Source organism: Imperialibacter sp. (genome assembly GCF_048007035.1).
GTDB lineage: Bacteria > Bacteroidota > Bacteroidia > Cytophagales > Cyclobacteriaceae > Imperialibacter.
Window position 1 is genome coordinate 5,792,307 of the sequence record NZ_CP180355.1, and the last position, 24,242, is coordinate 5,816,548.

Here is a 24,242-nt window from a genome sequence, read left to right on the forward strand (position 1 = left end):
AATAGAAAAAGTAAAATGGACATTATCAGAAAAATATTTGAGGCAATTGTGTGGCTCGGCTTTTTTGCCACGGTGTTCTTTGGCTACTACTATTACCTCAAGTTCAGAAACAGCGAAAAAATGCTTTTGATTGAGAAGGGGACTGACATATCAGAGGTGTATAAAAAAAGAGAAACACACTTCCCCTGGTTCATCCTGGGCTACACCATCCTTGGTTGTGCACTGGGTTTTGCCATTGGGATCACCATATTTCTTTTCCTGCAACAAACAAAGGTTGATCCGTACAATAATATTCTTCCCTTTCTGTCTCTCTCCCTGATGTTTTTATTTGGAGCCATCGGACTGATTGTTGGCAACAGCATAGAAAGGAAGAAAAGACAATAGATGGATGATTTCTACCTTCAAAAAGTGCTCGATGGTGACACAGAGGCCTTTCGGTACTTTGTATCCACTTACAAGAAGTATGCTTTTTCAATGGCATTCGCTATTCTGAAGAATCAATACCTTGCTGAAGAGGCTGTTCAGGAGTCGTTTATCAAGGCTTTTCAGAAATTGCACACGTTTCGAAGAGAATCGCTCTTTAAAACATGGTTAGGTAGAATTGTCATCAACGAATCACTGCGAAAAGCAAAGCCAGTAAAAATACAGGCCACCATGACAATTGATGACTTGCCGGAAGCCGATACGTTACAGGTAGAGAACACGATGCAATCTATCATACAAGCTGATCAAAGCAGGTGCATTTCTATGGCGCTTGAAAAGTTACCTGCCGAGTATGCCCTGGCACTTGAGCTCTTCTATTTACAGGAGAACAGCATCAGTGAGATCAGGACAATGAGCGGATGGTCAGAATCGAAAGTGAAGATGTTACTACTACGAGGGAAGAAAGCTTTCTACGGTCATTTGAGCCAGTTACTAAAGTCAGAAACCAGAGAGTTGCTATGATATCAGAAAACGATCGGCTAAAAAAGCTGTTGGCTAAAAAAGAGTTAACAGAGCTTGACGAAAACTTTGAAGAGGTGGTCATGGACCAGGTCTTCAGAGAAGCAAAGCGCTTTTCAGTAACCCACAAGTACATAAGAAGGATGTATGTGTGCTTTGGTGTAGGATTTGTCCTCGGTCTCGTGGCCATGTTCTCCATTTCAAATCTGGAGGTGTCTCTGGGTGAGTGGGAACTGACGATTCCGTCCTTTGTACTTCAGGTTCCATTTGTGCTCTTGATACTGTTTCTGGTCGATCGCCTTTATAAAGCCAGGCAGTTTAGCAGGGGAGAGATGGATGTGTTCAACGATTAAACGCAGCTCGAGTCTATGCTCTTGCAATATCCTGTACTAAACAGGTTGCTTCAAGGTTTAAAGTTTGAATTTTGAGGTAAGAAAAAAGGCCAATGGCTCTAACAAGCGAGCAAACTGTTTTAAATTGTAACCAACTTTTTTTGTCGCATAATTTTTTGATCAGCTAATGTCATTTTCCGATTCAGTTTCAAGCACACAGCCAGCTCCCCAATCAGTTACCAGTGATAAGGTACTCCAATGGTCAAAGACCCTGCTCGTTACCATGGTGTGGGTCAGCGCAGGCCTTTTTGGTCTTTATATCCTGGCCTTCTACGCTGCTCCGCTGGCTGGAGGTAACCTGGACAAATGGAACGACCTGCTCCCCAATCTTTACCGGGAAGGTGACGCAGCAGCCACTTCCGGTATTGGCCTGCACTTTGCCGCAGGGGGAATCATTCTCATTCTCGGAAGCATTCAACTGATTGATGCTGTCAGAAATAGTTACCCGGCGTTTCATCGTTGGGTTGGCCGTGTGTATGTTGTCGCTTGTCTGCTTGCTGCCGTCGGCGGGCTGACTTTTATCTTCGTAAAGGGCACCATTGGCGGCACGGTGATGGACATAGGCTTTGGGCTTTACGGCGTATTGATGTTCATTGCAGGCATTCAAACCTACAGGCACGCCGCCGCACGCAGCATCGACCTTCACCGGGTATGGGCTTTGCGGCTCTACGCCCTTGCCATTGGCTCCTGGCTTTACAGGATGGACTACGGCTTTTGGTTTTCCTTTACCGATCGCCTTGGGCACACCGAGCATTTCACTGGTTTATTCGACCGGGTGATGGCTTTCTTCTTCTACTTGCCTAACCTGCTGGTGGTGGAGCTTTTTGTTCGTTCCCAAAAAGCCAACAGAACGGCCCTGTACAACTATGGCGTTGCTTTCATTCTGCTACTTACCACCGGGTTTTTAGGGCTGGGTACTTACTATTTCACCAAGATGTACTGGGGGCCTGCGATTGTTGGGTGGTTGATGGGTTAGGAAGGCAAGAACCAAGTAATGAAAAGGAAGCCTACCTCTAGATATCCTTTCGATGCCCAATTCTCCTCACACTGACAATTTTGATCTTGTCTTCAATAGCATAAATTACTCTGTAGTCACCAACACGAATTCGCCACAGGCTTTCATTACTCCCCTTTAATTTTTTGCTACCGTCCGGTCTGGGGTTTTCTGCTAGAGCGTCGATTGAAGAAGATATTTCCTGTACTGCTTGACTTGGTAGCTTTAGGAGTTCCTTTCCCGCCTTCCGTTTGAAATTGATTCAATACACTAGAGCTTGCCTTCTGCTTTTAGCTGTTTTTTCAGCTCTTCCCAGCTAATCTCATCATCATTCTTTCTGCTTTCTGAAATGACTACGTCCAGCAATTCTTCAATTTTCCCCTGATGTTCTTCAAGTTGTTCAAGATCTATTTGAACGAAACGCTTTTTATTATTTTCGTCACTAATGAAGGTCACTCCTTTCATGGTAGGATTTTTCAAGATATAACGTAAAGTTAACGAATTAATTTATTGGAGAAACGTAGAATTGCACTTGCTTTAGACTCTTTACTGACGGTTATTTTTAGACTACTTGTGACTATTTTAGCAAGTAATAAGGGAGCTGAGTAAGCTAACTTTCTCATCAGACTTCAGCTTTTACCGCCACCGCATCCAAAATATACCCAATCACCTTCTCGTCAGCAATGATCTGGTTATGGCTGGTGCCGGTTACATGTACGAACGACGACATCGGTAGCATTTCGTTGAGTTCGAGGCCCTTGGTGAAAGGTACTGTTTTGTCGTGCTCGTCGTAAATCATGTGCAGGTCGAGGTGCTTCAGGTTGTCGGCCTTGTTCCTGAGGTCGAAATAGTCGATGGATTCATGGTAGTGCTTTTCTACCAATTCACACATTTCGGTGAACACCCGCTCCTTGCAGCCGACCTGGTCAATGATTTCCTGGAAGAAATACCGGGTGTAAGGTGGCGTAGCAATAATAATTAAATGATTGGGGTGGAAGGCGGTGCTCATTTCATTCACCGTCAGCCCGGCGGCCAGTCCGCCGATGGAATAACCCACCACGGCATGGTACGGGCCGTTTCGTGAATAGTGGGTTTTTAGCACGTCTCGTATTTCTGGGAGTGCGGTGTGAGTGCCCGCTGACAAGCCATGTCCCTTCATGTCAACGCCTTCAACCGTATAGCCCTCTGCTACAATTGTTTCAATCATCCGTCGGAAATCAGCGATTTTAGAACCCCAGCCATGAGACAGCAAGATGGTTTTGCCGTTGCTGTTGCCTGAGGGCTGCCACCGGTAGGCCTTAAGGTCATTTCCCCTGTACTTGATGACGCTAATTTCGGCCTTTTCAATCAAGGCATGCTGTTTGTCGTTGAACCTCACCCTCGGGGTTTTGGTGAACTGGTTCCAGATAATGGAAGAGGTTAATTTCGGTGACACATGCTGTAGTGTAAGCAAACCCTTGATCAGCCATTCCATTTGTGTATTGGCCTTTTTGGCTGGCTTCTTTACTTTCTTTTCTTCGCTTGATGTTTGGATAAGTACTTTTTTCATAGATATATACCGATTGGTATTTAATAAGGTAAAAAAATTAGACTGTTATTGAATCAATGAGTGAATGAAGGTATTTCTTTACGACACTGTATGACTGCCCATCACCTTCGACCTTCGAAAGCACAATTGCTCCCTGAATAGAAGTATAAATCATCATCCCAATAGCCTCAGCATTGACACTGGCATCAATTTGTCTTTCCCTGATACCACGGGCCAATATTTTGGTAATGGAGGTTTTCATGATACCGACGGATCGAATAGCTTTCGATCTCAATTGAGGGTAGTTGTCGTCTGCTTCTACGCTGGTATTAATAATCGGGCATCCTCCTGAAAAAGGTGGTGATTTTATGTACTCTTCGTGATAATTCACAATAGCTTTCAGCTTTAGCGGAGCTGTTTCCGCAGCGCTGATCCTCTCCTTCATTTCCTGCATCACCACTTCGATGGCATATTCGAAAGAAGCTTCCGCTACCTCATCCTTGTTTTTGAAGTTTCCGTAAATGGCCCCTTTGGTAATACCGGCGGCTTTGGTAATGTCAGACAATGACGTAGCCCGGTAGCCCTGCGTATTGAACAGGGAGATAGCTTTCTCTACAATCAGCTGTTTGGTTACCTCAGGGTTTCTCATAAGATACAAATATACCGATCGGTATTTTAAAATCAAAATACGGACTATCACACGAAAGGTTTCATAGAAGGAATAGAAAATCTAATTTTGGCAGCCTATGCCGGATTTGAAGTTGTTGAACTTTGACAGGGTGCCTACTGAGGGGGTGAAAGAACTGCTGGACGATAATGTCATTGGCACGCCGGGAAAGAGCATGGTGTATCAGCACTTGCAGGCTGCAGAGAAGTATACGTTCATTCCCCAGCCATTTTTTGTCAGCCTGGTGCGCAGAACCAAAGTGATAGCCACCTGTTGCTTTTGTAAACGGGAAACAAGCAACAGAGGCGTTGTGGGCGAATCGTATTATGTGAGGTACTTCACCTTTCATCCTTCGTTGAGAAAACTGGGCGACAAGTACATAGAACGACCTCAGGAAGACGGGGTGTTGCGTCGGGAGATTCGCTCGTTGCTTAGCGGTGCGGATTTTGAAGCAAAGGCTCCCCATTTTTTTTATGCGTACATCGATGGCGGAAATGTTAGATCGGAAGCATTTGTGAAGAGCTTCGGCTTTGAAAAGGTCGGTTCCTTTGTGTCGCTGGTGTTTAGCCGGTTCAATCCACGGTTGAGTAAAACTGTTGAGAAGTTATCGCCGGATGAATGGGACAACTTTAAGCCCAGGCTGCTGAAGTTTTACAGCGACCATGTACTTGTAACCGACGAGAACCTTTTCTACAAAGAGAACTACTTTGTGATCAGAGAACAGGGAGAAATAGTGGCAGGCATTCAGGCAAATCCGGAGAATTGGAAGGTTCATGATATGCCGGGAAAGGCTGGCAAAGTGATGATGAATGTTTTCCCAAAAGTGCGACTTCTGAGCAAGATCTTTCACCCCAACTATCGCTTTGTCACTATAGAAGGAGTGTACTACAAGCCGGGCCACGAAAAGAAGCTGGCCACACTACTGGCACATGCGCTTGCAGTAAATGGTGTCTACTCAGCAGTCATTTGTATCGACCCGACTTCCAGACTATTCCCTGTAATGCAGTCACTTGGCCTTGGGTTGGTGAGCAAGCTTCGCAAGCCCAAACAGGTGGACGTGGTAGTAAAATCGAATGGGGTAGACCTGGCTACGATGAAGGGACCGGTTTATGTGTCGGCGTTTGATGTGAGTTGAGAACGAATTAAAGAGGTTACGCTGTACCGAAGCGCACAGAGTAACCTCTTTAATCCCATTCTATATCGTTTTTCCTCTGATTTTTTTGTAATTAGGGTGTCGTATTTTATGAAACACCTGCTTAACTACCGGTTCCTTATTTTGCCTGTCCTGGCCTTTGCAATAGGACTAGCCGTCTGGCAAATGTATCCCCAGAAAAAAGTTGACTTCAGCTCGGAAGTCAAGCCCATTCTTAACCAGCATTGTATTACTTGCCATGGTGGTGTGAAAAAGAACGGTGGCTTTAGTGTGCTGTTCAGAGAAGAGGCCCTGGGTGATACCAAGTCAGGTAAGCCGGCTATTATCCCGGGTCATGCCGACGAAAGCGAGCTAATGAGAAGGCTCCTGGCCAATGACCCGGAGGTGAAAATGCCTTACAAGAAGAAGCCACTTTCTGACGAAGAAATTGACATTTTAAGAAGGTGGATTGACGAAGGGGCAGAATGGGGAGAGCATTGGGCCTATCAGCCGGTGGAGAGGCCAGAACTGCCGGCCCCCAGGTCTTTTGCTTCTTTGAAGGAAAGTGAAGCGGCCGCTTCGGAACAACCTATAGACCTGTTCATAAGAAAAAAGCTTTCCGAGGTGGGTCTGCAGCCTTCACCGGAGGCACCGAAAGACATATTGCTGCGAAGAGTAAGCCTGGATTTGACCGGCCTGCCACCGTCTGATGAGTTGGTAGAAGCTTTTCTGACTGAAGAGAACCCAATAACCTATGAAGAGGTGGTGGACGCATTACTGGCCGACCCTGCTTATGGCGAGCGCTGGACAGCTATGTGGCTCGATTTAGCCCGCTATGCTGATACTAAGGGCTACGAGCGGGATCCGGGCCGGGAAATCTGGCATTACCGTGACTGGCTGATAAAGGCATTCAATGAAGACAAGCCTTACGATGAATTTCTCACGGAACAGCTGGCAGGAGACCTTTTGCCCAATCCCACCGATGACCAGCTCATTGCCACAGCCTTCCACCGGAATACCATGACCAACGATGAAGGCGGCACCGACAATGAGGAGTTCAGAGTAGCTGCCGTACTTGACCGTGTCAATACTACCTGGGAGGTGCTGATGGGCACTACTTTCGCCTGCGTGCAGTGCCACAGTCACCCTTATGATCCAATCAGGCATGAAGACTATTATAGATTTGCCGCATTTTTCAATAATTCGAGGGACGAAGACACTTATGACGAATATCCTTTACTGAGGCATTTTGAAGAAGAAGACAGCACCAAACTGGTCTCTCTGAAGAACTGGCTTGAAGAAAATGCGACGCCATCCAAAACGAAGGAAGTTGTCCAGTTTGTGAAGACCTGGCAGCCCGCCATCAATTCGATCACGGCCGACGAATTTGTCGATGCAGAGCTTGCCGATACCAAGTGGCTGGTGTTCCGAAATCATGGAGTGGCACGGCTGCCCAGCGTGGAGCTGACGGCCAGGAATTTACTCACTTACCGCTACCGAACCAATATAAAGGACGGCACCTGGACGATCAGACTGGACGACCGAAAAAGCGGTAGTGTGCTCAAAGAGCTGAAAATGAGAGATACGGGTGGTAAATGGGTAATCGACACGCTTTCTTTTGCCGGGGTAGAAGGACGCCACCATGTTTATCTTTCCTACGAAAGCCCCAGCCTTACTAACCCGGCGGCCAACGGTATTTTCTTTGACTGGTTTCATTTCTCCAGCCAGTTTCCTGGGGGTGAAGCGGCCGATGACGCCCAAAGTACCTACTGGGAGCTGGTGAACGCCAAAGTGGAGACGACGCCCATTATGGTGGAAAATCCTCCGGGAATGGCAAGAGAAAGCCACGTGTTCGAAAGAGGTAACTGGCTGGTAAAAGGGGAGAAGGTGGAGCCCGGCGTTCCTGAAGTCTTCCCGGATTTGCCGGACGGGGCGCCGGCCAACAGGCTAGGCATGGCCATGTGGCTGACGGATCCTGCCAACCCACTTACAGCAAGAACGATCATTAACCGACTTTGGGAGCAACTATATGGTCAGGGATTGGCGGAAACGCTTGAGGACCTAGGCAGCCAGGGCATAGAGCCAACGCACCCGGAACTGCTGGACTACCTGTCGTGGCAGCTCGTGAATGAGCATGACTGGAGCCTGAAGCAAATACTGAAGACCATGGTGATGTCGGCCACTTACAGACAAAGTTCAGTGGCGACCGACGAGGTGCTTGAAAAAGATCAATTTAATCAATACTACGCAAGGGCACCACGCACCAGGCTCTCAGCAGAACAACTGCGTGACCAGGCATTGGCAGTTAGCGGCCTGTTGAGTCATAAAATGTATGGCCCCAGCGTGATGCCTTATCAACCTAAAGGAATTTGGAATTCTGCCTACTCCAATGCCGACTGGAAGCAGAGCGAAGGAGAGGATCAATACCGGCGTGGTGTGTATACTTACTGGAAGCGCACCAGTGCTTATCCGGCCATGCTCACTTTTGACGCCACCGCCAGAGAAGTGTGCGTGGCCCGCAGGATACGGACCAACACACCACTTCAAGCCCTGGTCCTGCTCAACGACTCTGTGTATGTGGAAGCTGCCCATCACCTAGCGCTCAAGATGAAGCAATCGGGAGAGTCGACGGCTGATCATATAGCCTGGGGATACAAGGCGGCGATGAAAAAGCCCATTACACCAATGAAGAGTGAGGCATTAGAAAACCTGTACAACCAAGCACTCAGAAGCTATGAAGGGGAGGAAGATGCTGAAACCCAGGCGATGCAATTGGTGGCCGCAGCCATTCTAAATTTGGATGAATTTGTAACGAGGAATTAGCCATGACCAACTACGAGAAACTGATTCATGAAGCGAACATAGAGCAGGCCAGGCTCAAAACCAGGCGGCACTTCCTCAAAGACTGCGGGATGGGCATGGGAGCCATGGCTTTATCGTCTGTTTTGTGCGGCTGCGACACAGGTTCCAATTTGAACTCATTTGCTTCAGGCAACCCGATGGCGCCAAAAGCTCCTCATTTTCCCGGACGGGTCAAGTCGGTGATTTATTTGCACATGGCTGGCGCTCCGTCACAACTGGAGCTTTTTGATTACAAACCTGAGCTACAAAAGCTCAATGGTCAAGACTGCCCAGCGTCATTCCTCGATGGGAAACGTTTTGCCTTTATTCGGGGGGTGCCCAAAATGCTGGGGCCTCAGGCCAATTTCAAGCAACGAGGCCAAAGTGGCGCATGGATTTCTGATTTCCTGCCGCACCTGCACAGCATTGCCGACGATATCACTTTTGTGAAGGCCCTGGAAACTGACCAGTTCAACCATGCACCTGCTCAACTGCTGATGCACACAGGCGGAGCCAGACTAGGCAGGCCAAGCATGGGCTCCTGGGTGACCTACGGACTGGGGACGGAAAACCAGAACCTGCCAGGCTTTGTGGTGCTAACCTCTGGTGGTAGCACACCCGATGCAGGAAAAAGCGTGTGGGGAAGTGGCTTTTTACCCAGTGTTTATCAGGGGATTCAGTGCCGCTCAGTCGGCGATCCGGTATTGTTCATCAACAACCCCGATAACGTAACCCGTGATTTGCGCAAAGCATCGATTGATGCCATTAACAAAGTGAATCAGGAAACACATGAGGAGTTCAATGACCCGGAAACGTTGACTCGCATTTCTCAGTATGAGCTGGCTTTCCGCATGCAAATGTCGGCACCGGAAGTGATGAATATCGATTCAGAGCCCCAGTACATCAAAGACATGTACGGAGTGACTCCTGGCAAGGCCAGCTTTGCCAACAATGTGCTGCTGGCTCGCAAGCTGGTAGAAAATGGGGTGCGTTTTGTGCAGCTCTACGACTGGGGCTGGGACACGCACGGCACAGGCCCGGACGCATCTGTTGGGGCTGGCCTGCAGGGCAAATGTCGGCAGGTGGACAGAGCCACAACAGCACTGATCCTTGATTTGAAACAACGGGGTCTGCTGGATGAAACACTGGTGGTGTGGGGGGGAGAGTTTGGCCGAACGCCGATGCTGGAAAACAGGGAGGGCAAGGCTAATCCTTACCTGGGCCGTGACCACCATGTGGAAGCATTCACCATCTGGATGGCCGGAGGTGGGATCAAGAAAGGCTTCAGCTTTGGGGAAACCGATGAGATAGGCTATGCAGCCGTGAAAGACAAAGCGCTTACATACGATATTCAGGCTACCATTCTTCACCAGCTGGGCTTTGACCATGAAAAGCTCACCTACCAATTCCAGGGGCGCCCGTTCAGGTTAACGGATGTGCATGGAAGGGTGCTGACGGAGATTTTGAGTTGATCACCTTAGATGAAAAGAAGAGATTTTATTGGAACCACTTTGGGGGCAGGCATAGGAGTGGGGCTGGCGGCCTCACCACTGCTGGCCTCCAAGCGAAAACAAACCAACACACCTGATATGAAGATTAAAATACTGGCTACCAACTGGGGAGATGGGGATACCATAGAGGACTTTTGCAAAAAAATCAAAAGCTATGGCTATGACGGGCTGGAGGTATGGTATCCAACCGATGCCGGAGATAGAGAAAGGTTGGTGAATGCCACCAAAGCCAATGGATTAGAATATGGCTTTCTTGTGGGTGCATACCAGCCTGAATTTCAGCCTCATTTTGAACTCTTTGAAACGAATCTTCGGGCCGCTGCAAAGATGAAGCCTTTGTACATCAACTGTCACTCCGGCAAAGACTTCTTTTCCTACGAGCAAAACAAACAATTTATTGACCTGACCATCAAAGTCAGCAAAGAGTCGGGTGTTGGCATTCACCACGAAACGCATCGCTCCCGCATCATGTACTCGGCTCCGGTTACCAGAAACTTCATTGAGAAAAACCCGGATCTGACATTGACGCTGGACATTTCACATTGGTGTAACGTACACGAGACTTTGCTGCAAGATCAAAAGGAAACGGTAGACATGGCTTTACAACGCACCAGGCACATTCACCTGCGTGTGGGGCATCCGGAAAGTCCACAGGTGAACGATCCTAGGGCGCCGGAATGGAAAGAGGCCCTTGACCAGCACCTGGCCTGGTGGGACAAAGTCATTGAACTCCGGAAAAACGCCGGAGCCGATACGATGACCTTCCTGACTGAATTTGGCCCGGCTGACTATATGCCTACCATTCCTTATACGAGGCAACCCGTCGCCAATCAGTGGGACATCAATCGCTATATGCTTGAGTTGATCAGAAACCGATACACCTCATAACCTCGCTGCTCGGCTTCTATGGACTACGGTATCGTTTCGTTTATTGGAAAATTCCACCCGCTGCTGGTGCACCTGCCTATTGGTATGCTGATGATTGCCATCCTTTTTGGCTTCATGAGCTTAAAGGAAAACTACACTTACCTCAAGGGAGCTAACCACATTGTACTTTTTCTTGCGGCGGTTTCAGCCACGCTGTCAGCTTTCACAGGCTGGATACTTTCACAATCGGGCGGCTACGCAAACGAACTGATCGACTGGCATCAGTGGATGGGCATAGGCCTTGTCGTTGTTAGTTGGGTAGCATATTTTGTGCACTCGAGAAATGAGAAAGCTTTTAAAATGGCGCTGATTGTTTCAGGACTGCTTTTAGTAATTACCGGGCACTTGGGAGGCAGCATTACGCATGGAGACGGTTTTCTGACGCCTCCGCCGCTCTCGGAGTGGTTTGCTAAAGAGGGTGCGGCTGTTCCGCCTATTGTTCTGACAAAAGAGACGCTGGGCTACCAGGCCATTGCCAATATTGTGGATAGAAAATGCAAGAGTTGTCACGGCCCCGGCACCCAAAAGGGGAAGCTGAGACTCGATTCACCTGAAGAAATGCGGAAAGGAGGGAAGCACGGAGAAGTGATAGTGGCTTCTTCACCAGATGAAAGTCATTTGATAGAAAACATCCTCTTACCGATTGACAATGATGACCATATGCCACCTAAAGAGAAGAGCCAGTTGAGTAAAGCCGAGATAGCAGTTTTAATAAAGTGGGTGGCCACGGGCGCTTCTTTTGACAAGACAGTGGAAGAACTGGCCTGGAGCGATAGTCTCATTATGGCGTACAATGCTGCTACGACCAACAAACCAGCTACCTATGCCTATATTCCTAAAGACAGGGTTCAGCCGGTAGACGTTGCGCTGGTGACCCGGTTAGACACATTAGGGGTGAGTATTGTACCCGTGAGCGACGGTAGTAACTATTTGAATGTGAACTTCTTGCATGTGCCTCAGCAGTACATGACCGAGGCTTTTCAGTTGCTTACGTCCCTGAATAAACAGTGTGTGTGGCTGGATTTGACAGGAAAAGGCCTTCAGCCCGAACACCTTGAATACCTTGGGAAGATGCAAAACTTGACGAAGCTGAGTCTCAAAGACTGTGGATTGAACGATAGCCTTATGTCGAAATTGCAGCCTTTGTCGAGATTGGAATATGTGAACCTTGTTAATAATCCAGTGACAGGAGACGGTATCAAGACTTTACAAGGTAACGCCGGTCTTCAGCAATTGTTCCTCTTTCAAACAGAGGTGCAGCCGACAGATACTGCAGCTTTACGGGAAATGTTTGAAAATGCTTCGATAGACCTTGGTGGCTACGAAATGCCGCTGATCGAGGCTGATACCAGTAAAATTATTTATTGAGTACCCCTGGCTTTTTTTTCATGAGAGTACCAATGCCAAAGCCGATCAGCAATAGCCAGGGGAATCCGTGAAAAATTGTATCGAACCAGTCCATGGGCTGCATGCCGACAGCGCCGCCTGCTATCCACTTGATTTTGCCCCAAATGTGCGGCTCAGGGAAGAAGGGAGCCAGGCCCAGAGTGAGGCAGAATAGTAGAATGATTTTTATGGAGAATACCTTCATGTCTTCTTTTTTCTGCAAAGGTAAGTTAGCCGAAAGTAGAGGTGAGTGACATAAGTTACTCTCGCAGCAAAAAGTAAGGCCTTTGACTCAAAGGAATCAAAGGCCCTGGTATCGCTGCTTGTTAGGATTTACTCGCAGGCTACGTCGTTCAATGTTGTGTCCCAGCAGTGGTACAAGTTATCCTCAAAAAAGACCTGGCTTTTGATTTTTCCATTGCTGTTCTCGGCACTCCAGAGCACCTCTATTGTATTTTCGGTATTGGTGTCAATGATGGTGACGTTTCTGTTCAGCTCGGCGCCGGCATCAACCATATAGCTAATCGAACTTCCGAAACTGTCGCCCGGCTTTTTAACTGTGAAGGTCACGTCTGCAACTCCGTCAACTTCCGATTTGGACCACTCAGATGACAGCCATGGATTTGGCTTGTCAGGCCCTTCATAGAGTGTCCAGGTGCCGGCATTGGCCATGAAATTGGACTCCCCCGTAAACCACACGAAGTCGGAAAAGCCACCTGCTTTCGAAATATAGCCTGTCCACGTAACATCACTGCCATCCACGTCAGCAGTAAGTTTTACGGAGTAAGAGCCACTATTAGGAACAGATATATCATAAGCCCAAACCCATAATTTAGTTTCTGTATCAAATGTAGCCTCTTGATTCACCGCTAGTTTAAACGCAGTAACAGGCACAACCAGCGCTCCGGAAAGGATGCCAGAATACACTCCAACACTTGTAGCAGCATATACCCAATTCCTGACAACCATTTGCCTGCCACCTCCATCGCCGTCACTGCCGCTAAAATCATCAAAATTGGGAGCCATGCTCGATCCAGGAGGCATTGCCGGAGCAGTACCCGGGTCTATTTCGTCGTCTTTGCTACATGAAACCCAAAGGATTGAAAATGATAATAGAACTGCTAACCTTCTCATATTTATTTGTTTCGTTTCATTGATGAAAGATCAAACTTAACAAAAATTGCATTTAACTCATATTTTATATTATAATTTATATATTTTTCTATCCTATCAGAATTCGCTCAAATATTGATTGCAATGATGCGCCGTCGGGCTAATTCCCAAAGAACAACCTGATATCCTTTATCAATTGATCAAAGTCAGGCTGGTGATTGTACATCATATGCCCGCCTTCATAGTAGCTCAATTGCACCATTTCTTTTGGGATTCCATTGCGGGCAAAGGTGTATTCAGCATCAAAAAACGGTGTGATCAGGTCATAGTAGCCGCACGCCACAAGTACCTTGAGATCTTTGTTGCGGCGCATGCTTTCGGCCAACGGACGTGCTACGTTGACAAAAACCGGCTCCCAATACGAACCTTCGGGTGCATCTCTCCATCGCCAGTTGATCGCCACCTCCTCATTGGAAGTAATGTACGGCCTGTCCATTTCCACATTTAATACGGATGCGAAATAGTTATTGAGAGCAGCTGTGTAGGCAGCATCGATTTGATAGTCTGACGCATCCCCCAATGTTGGCCATTCCGCTACCAGATCTGCTTCCCTGCTTTTGAACCTGCTATCGAGGCGCCCAACTGTTAGCCCTTCTTCTTCCATGAGCTTCTTTTGGAATCGGGGTACCAGCACCCGAAGATCCGACCTGAGGACATATTCTTTTGGTAGCCCTGTAAAGTAGACCAGCTTGTCGGCCATACTGTTTTGCGCTTCTGTCGTTAGCATGGAGCCCTTCAATAAAGCGGGTGCATATTCATCGGTAGTGAAAACACGACATTCCTGGACGAAATCCTCCAATGATTTGCCTTGCCCGGCCTTCTTATGGTACCATGCGGTGGCCGCCATCGTGGGCAGGTAGGTGAGGTAAGAAATAAGATTGTCATGCATGGAAGTATTTCCTTGATAGTCAATTGCTTGAGAAATTAAAACTAGTCCATTCATTGATACATGCTGTCCGCCACCTTCCAGCGCATTAGTAACGGCCGCTGCCCTTGTTGTGCCAAAGCTTTCACCAAAAATATACTTGGGAGAATTCCATCGTTTGTTATCTGTGATCCAAATCCTGATAAACTGTGCGATGGAGCTTGCGTCTTCTGTGAGGCCCCAGAAATCTTTGCCACTACCCGAGCCCACTGGAATACTGTAGCCTGTTCCAATCGGATCTACGAACACAAGATCAGTTTTATCCAGCAAACACTGTTGATTATCTACGAGAGGATAGGGTGCACCACCATCATCAGTATCTGCGTTGCTGGCAATTTTAACGATCTTTGGGCCCAGAAAACCCATGTGTAACCAGACCGAAGCAGATCCAGGCCCTCCATTGAAAATGAAAGTGACGGGCCGTTTTGAATAGTCTGTGACCCCTTCCTGCAAATAGGAGACCGACCACAAAGCACCAATGGGTTCATTCTTTTCATTTTTCAGGTGTGTTTCTTTCCCGACGGCTTTGTACCGCACGGCCTTTCCATTAAAGGTGCCCTGGTGTTGTGTGATAAATGACTTCGGCGCAGGTATCTCTTTTACTGTCGAGTCAGCCTTTTGTGCATTGGATAAATGAACAAGGGCAATTAAAGTGAAAGCGCATAGAATGGTTTTAATTAAGGTCATCATTTTGAGTTGAATGTTTTGTGCCCACAATTTGATCAAACTTTTTTATTACAACAGAACAATGGGCAGCGAAAAATTTATTGTGATGTGAGCAATGTCACGCAATGTGTCGGACGGTATTTTTATACTTGCCAAAACCTTTGATATTTGTCGGTTATAGCGATTTTAATTAAACAAACCCTATTTTAGATGTTTTCATACGATGCCAGGGTGCTTAGTGTAGCGTTGTCAGCCATTATTGAGTCGTCTGTGTCTGACGATGCCTGGCGATGGCTTCAAGAAAAAGCGGCTGATGTCTCCTCTTCTGAAACCGAATCAGCATTAAATGTGGCTTTCGCTGCTATTCCCAGAAAGGTTGGTAAGAATGGTGTGAGTGTTAGCGAAAGTGCTGTGACCAACATCCAACAAATCAGACCTGGTTTTCAAATAACCAATTGGTCAATTGACCGCTTGTGTCGGGTGTGGGTGCTGATTCAGGTGCCGGCTTCAAACAAGACCAATTACTTAGCCAGGATTCAAAACTTGTTTCTGGCGGCGGAAATGAATGAGCTGGTGGCGTTGTATTCTGCGCTGCCTGTAGTAGCTTACCCCGAAGCGTGGAAAGCCCAGTGTGCCGAAGGGATACGAAGCAATATCGGTGATGTGCTGGAGGCAATTATGTGCAATAACCCATACCCCTCTGAGCAACTCGATGAAGCTGCCTGGAATCAACTGGTGCTGAAGGCAATATTTACAGAAAAACCATTGCATTCAATTATTGGCCTGGACGACAGGGCAAATTTGGAGCTGGCCAACACGCTCTCCGATTTTGCGCATGAAAGATGGGCGGCGCACAGGACGGTACCCCCAATGTTGTGGAGATGTGTCGGGCCTTTTATCAATGAAAAAACAATTGGAGACATGGAGCGCCTGGTGCTGTCTGTCGATAGCACCGAAAGAGAAGCTGCGGCTCTTGCCTGTAGTGTGAGCCAATTTCCTGCTGCCACTGAACTCCTGGATAGGAACAAGCAGCTGAATGCATTGGTTAAATCGGGTGACATTTCCTGGGAAAGTATAGCAAAGAAAACAGAGCTGGTTTAGCTCAGAATAAAAACAGAACGATTATGTGTTGTAGTGATAATTTTACTGAGGCGGATTTACAAAAAAGGGACGCCAACCCTGTTTATCTCGATAGTGTAAAGGGCATGCAGTTTTTCGACCCGCATGTGCACATGACATCCCGCACGACGGACGACTACCAGGCCATGGCAGATGCCGGTGTGGTAGCGCTGATTGAACCTGCCTTCTGGCTCGGACAGCCCCGTACGGGCATTGCCACCTTCCGTGACTACTATGCTAGCCTGATCGGTTGGGAACGGTTCAGGTCATCGCAGTTTGGCATCAAGCACTACTGCACGATAGGGCTGAACAGCCGGGAAGCGAACAACGAAGCTTTGGCTGAGCAGGTGATGGAAATCCTGCCACTGTTTATTTACAAAGAAGGCGTAGTGGGTGTTGGTGAAATAGGTTTCGACGACCAGACACCGGCAGAAGAGAAATACTACCGGGCACAGCTTGACCTCGCCAAAGAAGCAGGGCTGCCTGTGCAAATTCATACACCTCACCGGGACAAAAAACGAGGCACCCAACGCAGTATGGACATCGCCCTGGAGCAGGGCCTTGACCCGAAGATGGTGGTTGTTGACCACAACAATGAAGAGACGGTAAAGGAAGTATTGGATCGTGGCTTTTGGGCAGCTTTCACCATTTATCCTTTCACCAAAATGGGCAACGAGCGGATGGTCGAAGTGGTGAAACAGTACGGACCCGACAGAATAATGATCAACTCCGCTGCCGACTGGGGCATCAGCGACCCGTTGGCAGTGCCAAAAACAGCAGCTTTGATGAAACAGCATGGTATTAGTGATGATGTCATTCGTTTGGTTACTTATCAAAATGCCATCACGGCGTTTGGTCAGAGTGGACAAATCGACGAGGCTGACTTTGCTTCGGTGAAAGACATCGATCAAAGCCAAAAATTTGAAGGCAATACGGTTTTGCGTGGCGGCCAGCAACCACGCATGGACAAGAACTCCCTGATCATCAAATAATTTGAAGCAAATTATCGGACTTCTGCGCCTTACCAGGCCGGCCAATATTGTCACTGCGGTAGCCGACATTCTGGCTGGTGTGGCTATTTCGGGCTACCTGACGGGCTTTGCCCAGGGTGCAACGCCCATTATCTGGCTGAGCCTGGCCACCACGGGCTTATATGGTGGCGGGGTTGTGCTCAACGACGTGTTTGATGCGGAGCTTGACGCCGTCGAGCGGCCGGAACGACCGATTCCCAGTGGTGTGGTTTCCAGGTTTATGGCAGCAATGCTTGGGATAGTGCTTTTGGGCATCGGTATACTGGCCGCTGGCAAAGTGAACTGGATGCCATCTGGTATGATTGCTGCGGCCATCGCCTTGTTCTCAGTTGTCTACGATAAATGGGGCAAGCATCAGTTGGTTTTGGGGCCAATCAATATGGGACTCTGTAGGGGCTTGAATCTTGTCCTGGGGATGAGCATTGTTCCTGGTATCCTGGATACCTATTGGTGGCTGGGTATTGTGCCAGTGATTTATATCGCTGCCATCACCATGATCAGTCGGGGCGAAGTGCATGGAGGCAGCAAATTGACCCTGTACATTGCGCTGGCTCTTTACGTAGTGGTAATTGGTGCCATTTTGTGGTTCTCTACTCAAAACAATGCGTTTTATCTTACCCTGGCCTTTGTGCTCGTATTTGGCGGAATGATTGTCCCGCCGCTATTCAAAGCGATATCCGATCCTATTGGGAAAAATATAGGAAAGGCGGTGAAATCGGGAGTGATCGCCTTGATACTAATGAATGCTGCCTGGTCATCAGCTTTTGGCGTTACGTATTTTGCCTTGGGTATTGTACTTTTGTTGCCCTTGTCGTTATTGCTGGCGAAAGCCTTTGCTGTAACGTGAATTTGTTTGTTTAAATTTTCAGCCTGACATCGGGCAATTAGCATAGTTATGGAGTTTTTACAACAGTCCTTCAGTGTGAAGTTTGACTACAAAGTGTATTTCACCACAAACCTTTTCGATAGGTCGAACGATACACTTTCAAGTTTTCTGAAAGAAAGAATGGAAGAAGGTACCATCCAGAAGGTACTGTTTGTTTTGGATCAGGGAGTGGACGAAGCGCATCCCGGGCTAAAGCAAGGTATTCGAGACTATTTTGAGACAGTCGATAATATCCACCTCATTCCTGAGACACTAGTCGTGTCGGGTGGCGAAGAAGCTAAAAACGATGAAAGCCTCCTGTATCAGGTTATTGATGCGGTGAACGCTCACGGCATCGACCGTCATTCTTATCTGGTGGCTATTGGCGGTGGTGCTGTTCTCGATATGGTGGGTTATGCAGCCGCTATTTCACACAGAGGCGTTCGTCATATTCGCATTCCAACGACTGTACTTTCTCAAAACGATTCTGGCGTGGGTGTGAAAAATGGCGTCAATTTCTATCGGAAAAAGAATTTCCTCGGCACATTTGCTCCGCCTGTTGCAGTATTCAATGACTATCATTTTCTGACTACTCTATCCGACCTTGACTGGCGGTCAGGGATGTCTGAAGCCGTAAAGGTGGCGCTGATCAAGGACGCTTCCTTCTTTGACTGGATTGAGCACAACGCCACTATGCTTGCTGCCCGTGATATGGGGGCCATGAAATTTTTGGTGAAACGGTGTGCTGCACTGCACCTCGACCATATTGCAGGCAAGGATCCCTTCGAGACGGGGTCTTCCAGGCCGCTTGACTTCGGTCACTGGAGTGCACACAAATTGGAAGCGCTGGCCGACTTTTCCATCAGACATGGTGAGGCAGTGGCAATTGGTATCGCCCTCGACACAGTCTACTCAATGCTCACCAACCGACTGTCGGAAGCCGATGCCAGGAGAATTCTGGTGGTGCTTCAAAACCTTGGCTTCCCGCTGCAACATCCATTGCTGAAGTTTGAAGAGGGCAATAGCCCGCTACTTGACGGGCTTAACGAATTCCGGGAGCACCTGGGTGGTAAACTCACCATTATGCTGCTGATAGCCATTGGAACAGGCGAGGAAGTGCATGAAATGAATGAAAAAACCATTCGTGAGGCCAGTGAATGGCTGGAAAATTATGCTCACCAACAAACGATCAGCCTCTGATTATGAAAACAGATTTTGGTTACTTAACGTACTGCTCCAATATACACGCCGGTGAAAGCTGGGCAGATCATTTCGCTGCACTCAGGAAGTTCATTCCTTCGGTGAGGGAGAAATGCAGCCCAGGCCAGCCTTTTGGGATAGGGCTGCGCTTATCTAACGAGGCATCGATAGACCTTGCTAAAGAGGGCGCATTGGTGGAATTTAAAGACTGGCTGTCAGCCTCCGGCTGTTATGTCTTCACCATGAATGGGTTTCCCTACGGTGGCTTTCATAATACCCGTGTGAAAGAGCAGGTGCATGCCCCCGACTGGACTACAAACGCCAGGCTGAATTACACCACCCGCCTGTTCGATATACTTTCTCAACTGCTGCCTGCAGGCATGGAAGGGGGGATATCCACCTCGCCATTGACCTATCGTTATTGGCACAAGCCTGAAGAACTCCACAACGTTTTTGAAGTTGCCACACTAAAAATGATTGAGGTAGCCAAGCACCTCAAGCGGATACATGACACCACGGGGCAGCTACTTCACCTTGATATTGAACCCGAGCCAGATGGTCTTTTGGAATCCGGGCCAGAGTTCATTGATTGGTACAAAAAATACTTGCTTCCGTTGGGGGGAGCTGAGTTGCAAAAGGAATTTGATCTATCTGTAGCAGAGGCAGAGGCAACTATCAAGCGTCATGTGCAGCTTTGCTATGACGTGTGTCACTTTGCGGTGGGTTATGAAAATCACCAGGAAGTGGTCAACAAGTTAAGCGCTTTAGGTATTAAAACAGGTAAAATTCAGATCAGTGCTGCGTTAAAAGCGCCGATGGCACCAGGAGACGCCAGAAACCCGGTAATAGCCGCTTTTAAGGGGTTTAACGAATCGACCTATCTCCATCAAGTAGTTGCCCGCACCCAAAGCGATGGTTTTAAACGCTATCCTGATTTACCGGAAGCTCTTGCCGACGCCGACAATCAGGACATAAAAGAATGGCGTTCTCATTTTCATGTGCCGTTATTTGTTGAAGACTACGGCGTATTGAAATCGACGCAAGAAGACATTGTGAAGGTGCTTGACCTACAAAAGGCGAAGCCATTCACCCATCACCTTGAAATTGAAACCTACACATGGGAAGTGTTGCCAGATGGGCTGAAGTTACCAATAGATGAATCCATAGTAAGGGAAATGAAATGGGTGATTAATCAGCTCAATGGCTAGTTCCATCAAGCAGCAAATGAAAAAAACCGTCGTTATTGATGTCGTAGGACTATCGGCCCACCTGATAGGAGAGCATACACCATTTCTTCAAGACTATATAAAGGGAAGGCAGGTGCAGTCCATTGTGCCGATGCTGCCTGCGGTTACCACTTCAGTTCAGTCGACTTATGTTACTGGCAAATGGCCTACTGAAACTGGCATTGTTGGCAATGGTTGGTACGACCATCAGGATTCAGAAATAAAGTTTTGGAAGCAATCCAATAAACTGGTAGCAGGAGAGAAGATATGGGAGAAGGCAAAGAAAGTCGACCCTTCGTTTACCTGCTCCAAAATGTTCTGGTGGTACAATATGTACTCCTCGGCCGACTTTTCTGCAACACCCAGGCCACAATACCTGGCCGATGGCAGAAAAATGCCTGATTGCTATACGCAGCCGACCGGCCTTAGGGATGAGTTGCAGAAGGAGTTGGGTCAATTCCCCTTGTTTCAGTTTTGGGGGCCTGGGGCTAACATCAAGTCCACCCAATGGATAGCCGATGCTTCAGTTTTTACCGATCGCCGATACGACCCCACGTTGACGCTCATCTATTTGCCCCATCTCGACTACTGCTTACAAAAATTCGGTCCCAACTTCGAGTTGATAGGAAAGGAGCTCACCGAAATTGACCAGGTGGTAAAAGGGCTGGTGGACTACTACACAAAAAAGAAGGCCAATATTATTTTGTTGTCGGAATACGGCATAAGCCCGGTGAGCAGACCTGTTCATTTCAACAGACTGTTGCGCAAAAAAGGGCTTCTTAGTATCCGGGAGGAAAGGGGGCTGGAGTTACTGGATGCTGGTGCCTCGAAAGCATTTGCCGTAGCAGACCATCAGGTAGCCCACATTTACGTCAACGACCTATCTGTGATGGAGGAGGTAAAACGGCTGGCCGAAGCTACTCAGGGAGTGAGTTTGGTGCTCGATAAAGCCCAGCAAAAGAAACATCATATTAACCACGAAAGGTCTGGTGACCTCGTGCTCATCGCCGACGAGCATAGTTGGTTCACTTACTATTTTTGGCTCGACGATGACAAAGCCCCAGATTACGCCAGGGCGGTCGATATCCATAAGAAGCCTGGCTACGATCCTGTGGAGATGTTTATGAGCTCGAAGCTCAGGGCAGGATACAAGCTGCTTCGCAAAAAGCTCGGCTTCCGCTATGTGATGGACGTGATCCCACTGGATGCCAATTTGATCAAGGGCTCCCATGGAAGCCCTTTTGTAGATAGCAAATACTACCCAGTGCTTATAACTGATAAAAAAGTCAGTGATTCTCCAGTGCCAGCAACATCGGTGCATGACATTATCTGGCAATCTCTTACAAGCTGAGTTTAGCTATTTCTTACGGCAATAGGTGCTGCTAGCAAAGTGTCAGGGATTCCAAAAGCGTCAGTTAACGCCACAGCGTTTTGCCGAACCTCCAAACAAAGCGAGTTGACCAGCTGGCGAATGGCCTTGGTTTTCGCACCGGCCATGTAATCAGCCTCCAGGTACCAGCCCTTGTTCTTCTCTATTTGCGACAAGGCAAATAGCTGACAAAGCTTGGTGAGAATATGCTTGCTGCCCTCATCGGTCACTTCGCTAATTTTCTCCTGAAACTGTTCCAGAATAATCCTTTCAATGTATGCATGCCCTACCATGACGAGGTGATACTGACATTGATTGAAAGCGTCGAAAGAGTCCATTCCCTGGTCGATGTAGTGCTTCAACCGCTTGGCGGAAGAGGCCAGAATGCTTTTTTCCCTGTACCTGAATGCCGCCAGATGAAACTCAAAATCCAGCAAGTGTTCTTTATCAGTATTCCTGATGGTGATGGGATTCATTTCCTGGATGCTCACCTTGGCCTGGTCGGTCACGTAGTTCAGCATGCCAAACAGGTTCATGTGGCCAAACTCCTGCCTGAACTCAGACAGCCTGCTTTTGGCAACCAGCTGCATCAGCACCGTATTATCGCCCTCGAAAGTGGTATAAATCTCTGTGTCATTTTTTAAAGCAGCGATGCGGTTTTCAGCTAAATAGCCTTTGCCGCCAAGAGCTTCTCTGCACTCCTGCAAGCTGGCGGTAGCGTTCCATGTCGCCCACGACTTTAGCCCGGCTGCCAGGGCTTCGATTTCCTGCATATCTTCTTCGGTTCTTTTAAGGAACCGTTGTGTAAGATATTGCAAGGCGAAATGCAAAGCGTAAGCGTTAGAAAGCAACGGCATGAGGCGACGCTGGTGGGTGCGGTAGTTGAGAATAGGCACCTCACTGCCACCTTCCGGTCCGAATTGCTTTCTGCCGTCGGCATACCTTATTGCTATGGTAAGCCCGGATTTGGTGGCACTTAGTCCAGACCGGGGAATGCCTATTCTGCCACCCACGAGAGTCCCAAGCATGGTGAAAAACCTGCGATTGTCGCTGCTGATTGGGCTGGCGAATTGGCCGTTTTCATCGATGCTCGCAAAGCGATCCAGCATGCTGTCTTTTGTAATCACCACATTGTCGAAACGTATCACCCCGTTGTCGACGCCGTTCAAGCCCATCTTTCTGCCACAGTCCTTAATGGTCACGCCCGTATGCATATTGCCTTTTTTGTCTCTTAAGGGAACAACGAAGGCGCTAACGCCATAGTCGGTTCCGTCAATGATCAGCTTGGCAAATACCGTGGCCATTTGGCCATGCAGCGCAGCGTTGCCAATGTACTCCTTCTGGGCTTTGGGGTTGGGTGTGTGAATGGTGATTTTGCCCGACTTGTGATCATAGGTGGCAGTGGTTTCAATGCCCTTTACATTTGAACCATGGCCCGTTTCTGTCATTGCAAAACAGCCAGGGAGATTGAGCGTACCCGCATCAGCCAGGTGTTTTTTATGGTGTTTTTCGGTGCCCAAGAAATAGATACTCATACCGAAAAGGCCAAACTGTACCCCAAACTTAATGACCATGCTCAGGTCGTGGTAGCTGAGAGTTTCCATGATGGTGAAATAGCCTTCCATGTCATCTGCCCCACCAAACTCTTTAGGGTAAGCACGGTTGCCATAACCTTGCGACGCAAGAATTTTGCACCAATGGAGTACTTTTTCACGGTATTCGGTAAGGTCTCCCGTGTCCGGGTATTTGAACTCGGGGTCGGATAGGAGTGTCTTTACTTTGGCAATGAGGGCAGCTTGATCACCGTCCAAAATTGCCCTGAGTTTATCAACCGAAAATGTTTTTTGAGATGCGAGTGTTTCTGCTTCGGTAGCAGCCCTGTCATTAGACGCCAGATGGAATGCCGACTCCCTGCTAATAATGCCCAAGGCATCTTCAATATCCCGCAGTGGCTGCTGAGCATTCTGAAAGGCCACTTCATCCCTGCCGATACTATTAAGTTCTGCAAGCTTGTTGCCAATGTCCACCAGACTTGTTTTCATTTCGGGCGACAGCTCCTGAGAGATACGTTTTATTTCTGTGAGCCAGCTTTTTATCTCGTTGGGAGACGGCGGTTTCGCTGGGTTCAGGTAAGACAGCAGCAATTCCCTTTCCTCGGTTTTTAGCCACGACTGTTTGTTGATCAAACTTTGGATATTTTTTATCTCGCTTGGCGTAAGTACGTCATCTGCCCACACCATGTAAAACATGGGTAGGAAAGAATACAGCGATGGATTGGCTTTGAGTAAGGGGGAATTGATCATGGGTGTTATTGTTTGTCTAAATTTTGCTCTTTAAAAGTTTTAAAG

General features: G+C 48.0%; 23 protein-coding genes. 15 read left to right on the plus strand and 8 right to left on the minus strand.

The window, feature by feature from the left end; all coding sequences use genetic code 11:
* Positions 1-15 precede the first annotated feature (15 nt).
* The 4 genes from ACMVP2_RS24710 to ACMVP2_RS24725 all read left to right on the plus strand — a co-directional run bounded on the left by ACMVP2_RS24710 (position 16) and on the right by ACMVP2_RS24725 (position 2,310).
* Complete coding sequence (locus ACMVP2_RS24710) at positions 16-384, plus strand: hypothetical protein (RefSeq protein WP_416865547.1); 369 nt, start codon at positions 16-18, stop codon at positions 382-384.
* On the plus strand, positions 385-945 hold the full coding sequence (locus tag ACMVP2_RS24715; RefSeq protein ID WP_416865548.1) for an RNA polymerase sigma factor: 561 nt from the start codon (positions 385-387) through the stop codon (positions 943-945).
* Positions 942-1,295 carry a hypothetical protein gene (locus ACMVP2_RS24720; protein WP_416865549.1) on the plus strand — a complete coding sequence of 118 codons (354 nt, stop codon included), beginning with the start codon at positions 942-944 and terminating at the stop codon, positions 1,293-1,295. Before ACMVP2_RS24715 ends, ACMVP2_RS24720 begins: the two co-directional genes overlap by 4 nt.
* A gap of 166 nt (positions 1,296-1,461) precedes the next feature.
* A complete protein-coding gene (locus ACMVP2_RS24725; RefSeq protein WP_416865550.1) occupies positions 1,462-2,310 on the plus strand; it encodes a DUF2306 domain-containing protein in 849 nt (282 codons plus the stop codon).
* Between the two features lie 37 nt (positions 2,311-2,347).
* On the opposite strand, the gene ACMVP2_RS24730 is transcribed toward ACMVP2_RS24725, so the two are convergent.
* From ACMVP2_RS24730 to ACMVP2_RS24745, 4 genes are all read right to left on the minus strand, one after another.
* The gene (locus ACMVP2_RS24730; protein WP_339791529.1) at positions 2,348-2,590 is read right to left on the minus strand and encodes a type II toxin-antitoxin system RelE/ParE family toxin; all 243 of its coding nucleotides are present in this window, start codon (positions 2,588-2,590) and stop codon (positions 2,348-2,350) included.
* Between the two features lie 8 nt (positions 2,591-2,598).
* On the minus strand, positions 2,599-2,808 hold the full coding sequence (locus ACMVP2_RS24735; protein WP_339791459.1) for a hypothetical protein: 210 nt from the start codon (positions 2,806-2,808) through the stop codon (positions 2,599-2,601).
* Between the two features lie 142 nt (positions 2,809-2,950).
* Entirely contained in the window at positions 2,951-3,877 is a 927-nt protein-coding gene (locus tag ACMVP2_RS24740; RefSeq protein ID WP_339791461.1) for an alpha/beta hydrolase, read from the minus strand.
* A 37-nt stretch (positions 3,878-3,914) separates the two neighbouring features.
* Entirely contained in the window at positions 3,915-4,505 is a 591-nt protein-coding gene (locus ACMVP2_RS24745) for a TetR/AcrR family transcriptional regulator (RefSeq protein WP_416865551.1), read from the minus strand.
* Between the two features lie 97 nt (positions 4,506-4,602).
* Here ACMVP2_RS24745 and ACMVP2_RS24750 point away from each other — a divergent pair, with 97 nt between their 5' ends.
* From ACMVP2_RS24750 to ACMVP2_RS24770, 5 genes are all read left to right on the plus strand, one after another.
* Positions 4,603-5,658: a hypothetical protein gene (locus ACMVP2_RS24750; RefSeq protein WP_416865552.1), complete on the plus strand. Its 1,056-nt coding sequence runs from the start codon at positions 4,603-4,605 to the stop codon at positions 5,656-5,658.
* 108 nt (positions 5,659-5,766) lie between these two features.
* The gene (locus tag ACMVP2_RS24755; protein WP_416865553.1) at positions 5,767-8,478 is read left to right on the plus strand and encodes a DUF1553 domain-containing protein; all 2,712 of its coding nucleotides are present in this window, start codon (positions 5,767-5,769) and stop codon (positions 8,476-8,478) included.
* A 2-nt stretch (positions 8,479-8,480) separates the two neighbouring features.
* Positions 8,481-9,968 (plus strand): DUF1501 domain-containing protein, encoded by a 1,488-nt coding sequence (locus tag ACMVP2_RS24760; protein WP_416865554.1) that lies wholly within the window; start codon positions 8,481-8,483, stop codon positions 9,966-9,968.
* Positions 9,969-9,977: 9 nt separating this feature from the next.
* Positions 9,978-10,895: a sugar phosphate isomerase/epimerase gene (locus ACMVP2_RS24765; protein ID WP_339791468.1), complete on the plus strand. Its 918-nt coding sequence runs from the start codon at positions 9,978-9,980 to the stop codon at positions 10,893-10,895.
* 18 nt (positions 10,896-10,913) lie between these two features.
* Positions 10,914-12,302: a c-type cytochrome domain-containing protein gene (locus tag ACMVP2_RS24770; protein ID WP_416865555.1), complete on the plus strand. Its 1,389-nt coding sequence runs from the start codon at positions 10,914-10,916 to the stop codon at positions 12,300-12,302.
* Here the strand turns inward: ACMVP2_RS24770 and ACMVP2_RS24775 are convergent.
* The 3 genes from ACMVP2_RS24775 to ACMVP2_RS24785 form a co-directional block, all read right to left on the minus strand.
* Positions 12,292-12,525 (minus strand): hypothetical protein, encoded by a 234-nt coding sequence (locus ACMVP2_RS24775; RefSeq protein WP_416865556.1) that lies wholly within the window; start codon positions 12,523-12,525, stop codon positions 12,292-12,294. The two genes, ACMVP2_RS24770 and ACMVP2_RS24775, sit on opposite strands and share 11 nt — an antisense overlap.
* 128 nt (positions 12,526-12,653) lie before the next feature.
* Complete coding sequence (locus ACMVP2_RS24780; RefSeq protein ID WP_416865557.1) at positions 12,654-13,454, minus strand: hypothetical protein; 801 nt, start codon at positions 13,452-13,454, stop codon at positions 12,654-12,656.
* A 139-nt stretch (positions 13,455-13,593) separates the two neighbouring features.
* Positions 13,594-15,108, minus strand: coding sequence for a S10 family peptidase (locus ACMVP2_RS24785; protein WP_339791476.1), 1,515 nt, complete (start codon positions 15,106-15,108; stop codon positions 13,594-13,596).
* A gap of 186 nt (positions 15,109-15,294) precedes the next feature.
* Between ACMVP2_RS24785 and ACMVP2_RS24790 the strand changes: the two genes are divergently transcribed.
* From ACMVP2_RS24790 to ACMVP2_RS24815, 6 genes are all read left to right on the plus strand, one after another.
* Positions 15,295-16,185, plus strand: a complete 891-nt coding sequence (locus ACMVP2_RS24790) for an EboA domain-containing protein (protein WP_339791477.1) — start codon at positions 15,295-15,297, stop codon at positions 16,183-16,185.
* Between the two features lie 104 nt (positions 16,186-16,289).
* Complete coding sequence (locus ACMVP2_RS24795) at positions 16,290-17,195, plus strand: TatD family hydrolase (RefSeq protein WP_416868224.1); 906 nt, start codon at positions 16,290-16,292, stop codon at positions 17,193-17,195.
* 1 nt (position 17,196) lies between these two features.
* A complete protein-coding gene (eboC, locus tag ACMVP2_RS24800; RefSeq protein WP_416865558.1) occupies positions 17,197-18,081 on the plus strand; it encodes a UbiA-like protein EboC in 885 nt (294 codons plus the stop codon).
* Positions 18,082-18,129: 48 nt separating this feature from the next.
* On the plus strand, positions 18,130-19,299 hold the full coding sequence (locus tag ACMVP2_RS24805; RefSeq protein ID WP_416865559.1) for a 3-dehydroquinate synthase: 1,170 nt from the start codon (positions 18,130-18,132) through the stop codon (positions 19,297-19,299).
* Between the two features lie 2 nt (positions 19,300-19,301).
* Complete coding sequence (eboE, locus tag ACMVP2_RS24810) at positions 19,302-20,507, plus strand: metabolite traffic protein EboE (RefSeq protein ID WP_416865560.1); 1,206 nt, start codon at positions 19,302-19,304, stop codon at positions 20,505-20,507.
* A gap of 16 nt (positions 20,508-20,523) precedes the next feature.
* A complete protein-coding gene (locus ACMVP2_RS24815; RefSeq protein ID WP_416868225.1) occupies positions 20,524-21,876 on the plus strand; it encodes an alkaline phosphatase family protein in 1,353 nt (450 codons plus the stop codon).
* Between the two features lie 2 nt (positions 21,877-21,878).
* Here ACMVP2_RS24815 and ACMVP2_RS24820 read toward each other — a convergent pair whose 3' ends face one another.
* Entirely contained in the window at positions 21,879-24,197 is a 2,319-nt protein-coding gene (locus ACMVP2_RS24820) for an acyl-CoA dehydrogenase (protein ID WP_416865561.1), read from the minus strand.
* Positions 24,198-24,242 lie beyond the last annotated feature (45 nt).

Bases quoted from the DNA above. Each gene is read 5' to 3' on its own strand.
- ACMVP2_RS24820 (WP_416865561.1), bottom strand. From the start codon at position 24,197: ATGATCAATTCCCCCTTACTCAAAGCCAATCCATCGCTGTATTCTTTC.
- ACMVP2_RS24715 (WP_416865548.1), top strand. From the start codon at position 385: ATGGATGATTTCTACCTTCAAAAAGTGCTCGATGGTGACACAGAGGCC.
- ACMVP2_RS24785 (WP_339791476.1), bottom strand. From the start codon at position 15,108: ATGATGACCTTAATTAAAACCATTCTATGCGCTTTCACTTTAATTGCC.
- ACMVP2_RS24755 (WP_416865553.1), top strand. From the start codon at position 5,767: ATGAAACACCTGCTTAACTACCGGTTCCTTATTTTGCCTGTCCTGGCC.
- ACMVP2_RS24740 (WP_339791461.1), bottom strand. From the start codon at position 3,877: ATGAAAAAAGTACTTATCCAAACATCAAGCGAAGAAAAGAAAGTAAAG.
- ACMVP2_RS24710 (WP_416865547.1), top strand. From the start codon at position 16: ATGGACATTATCAGAAAAATATTTGAGGCAATTGTGTGGCTCGGCTTT.
- eboE (WP_416865560.1), top strand. From the start codon at position 19,302: ATGAAAACAGATTTTGGTTACTTAACGTACTGCTCCAATATACACGCC.
- ACMVP2_RS24745 (WP_416865551.1), bottom strand. From the start codon at position 4,505: ATGAGAAACCCTGAGGTAACCAAACAGCTGATTGTAGAGAAAGCTATC.
- ACMVP2_RS24750 (WP_416865552.1), top strand. From the start codon at position 4,603: ATGCCGGATTTGAAGTTGTTGAACTTTGACAGGGTGCCTACTGAGGGG.
- ACMVP2_RS24760 (WP_416865554.1), top strand. From the start codon at position 8,481: ATGACCAACTACGAGAAACTGATTCATGAAGCGAACATAGAGCAGGCC.
- ACMVP2_RS24765 (WP_339791468.1), top strand. From the start codon at position 9,978: ATGAAAAGAAGAGATTTTATTGGAACCACTTTGGGGGCAGGCATAGGA.
- ACMVP2_RS24805 (WP_416865559.1), top strand. From the start codon at position 18,130: ATGGAGTTTTTACAACAGTCCTTCAGTGTGAAGTTTGACTACAAAGTG.
- ACMVP2_RS24815 (WP_416868225.1), top strand. From the start codon at position 20,524: ATGAAAAAAACCGTCGTTATTGATGTCGTAGGACTATCGGCCCACCTG.
- ACMVP2_RS24775 (WP_416865556.1), bottom strand. From the start codon at position 12,525: ATGAAGGTATTCTCCATAAAAATCATTCTACTATTCTGCCTCACTCTG.
- ACMVP2_RS24720 (WP_416865549.1), top strand. From the start codon at position 942: ATGATATCAGAAAACGATCGGCTAAAAAAGCTGTTGGCTAAAAAAGAG.
- ACMVP2_RS24790 (WP_339791477.1), top strand. From the start codon at position 15,295: ATGTTTTCATACGATGCCAGGGTGCTTAGTGTAGCGTTGTCAGCCATT.
- ACMVP2_RS24780 (WP_416865557.1), bottom strand. From the start codon at position 13,454: ATGAGAAGGTTAGCAGTTCTATTATCATTTTCAATCCTTTGGGTTTCA.
- ACMVP2_RS24725 (WP_416865550.1), top strand. From the start codon at position 1,462: ATGTCATTTTCCGATTCAGTTTCAAGCACACAGCCAGCTCCCCAATCA.
- ACMVP2_RS24770 (WP_416865555.1), top strand. From the start codon at position 10,914: ATGGACTACGGTATCGTTTCGTTTATTGGAAAATTCCACCCGCTGCTG.
- ACMVP2_RS24795 (WP_416868224.1), top strand. From the start codon at position 16,290: ATGCAGTTTTTCGACCCGCATGTGCACATGACATCCCGCACGACGGAC.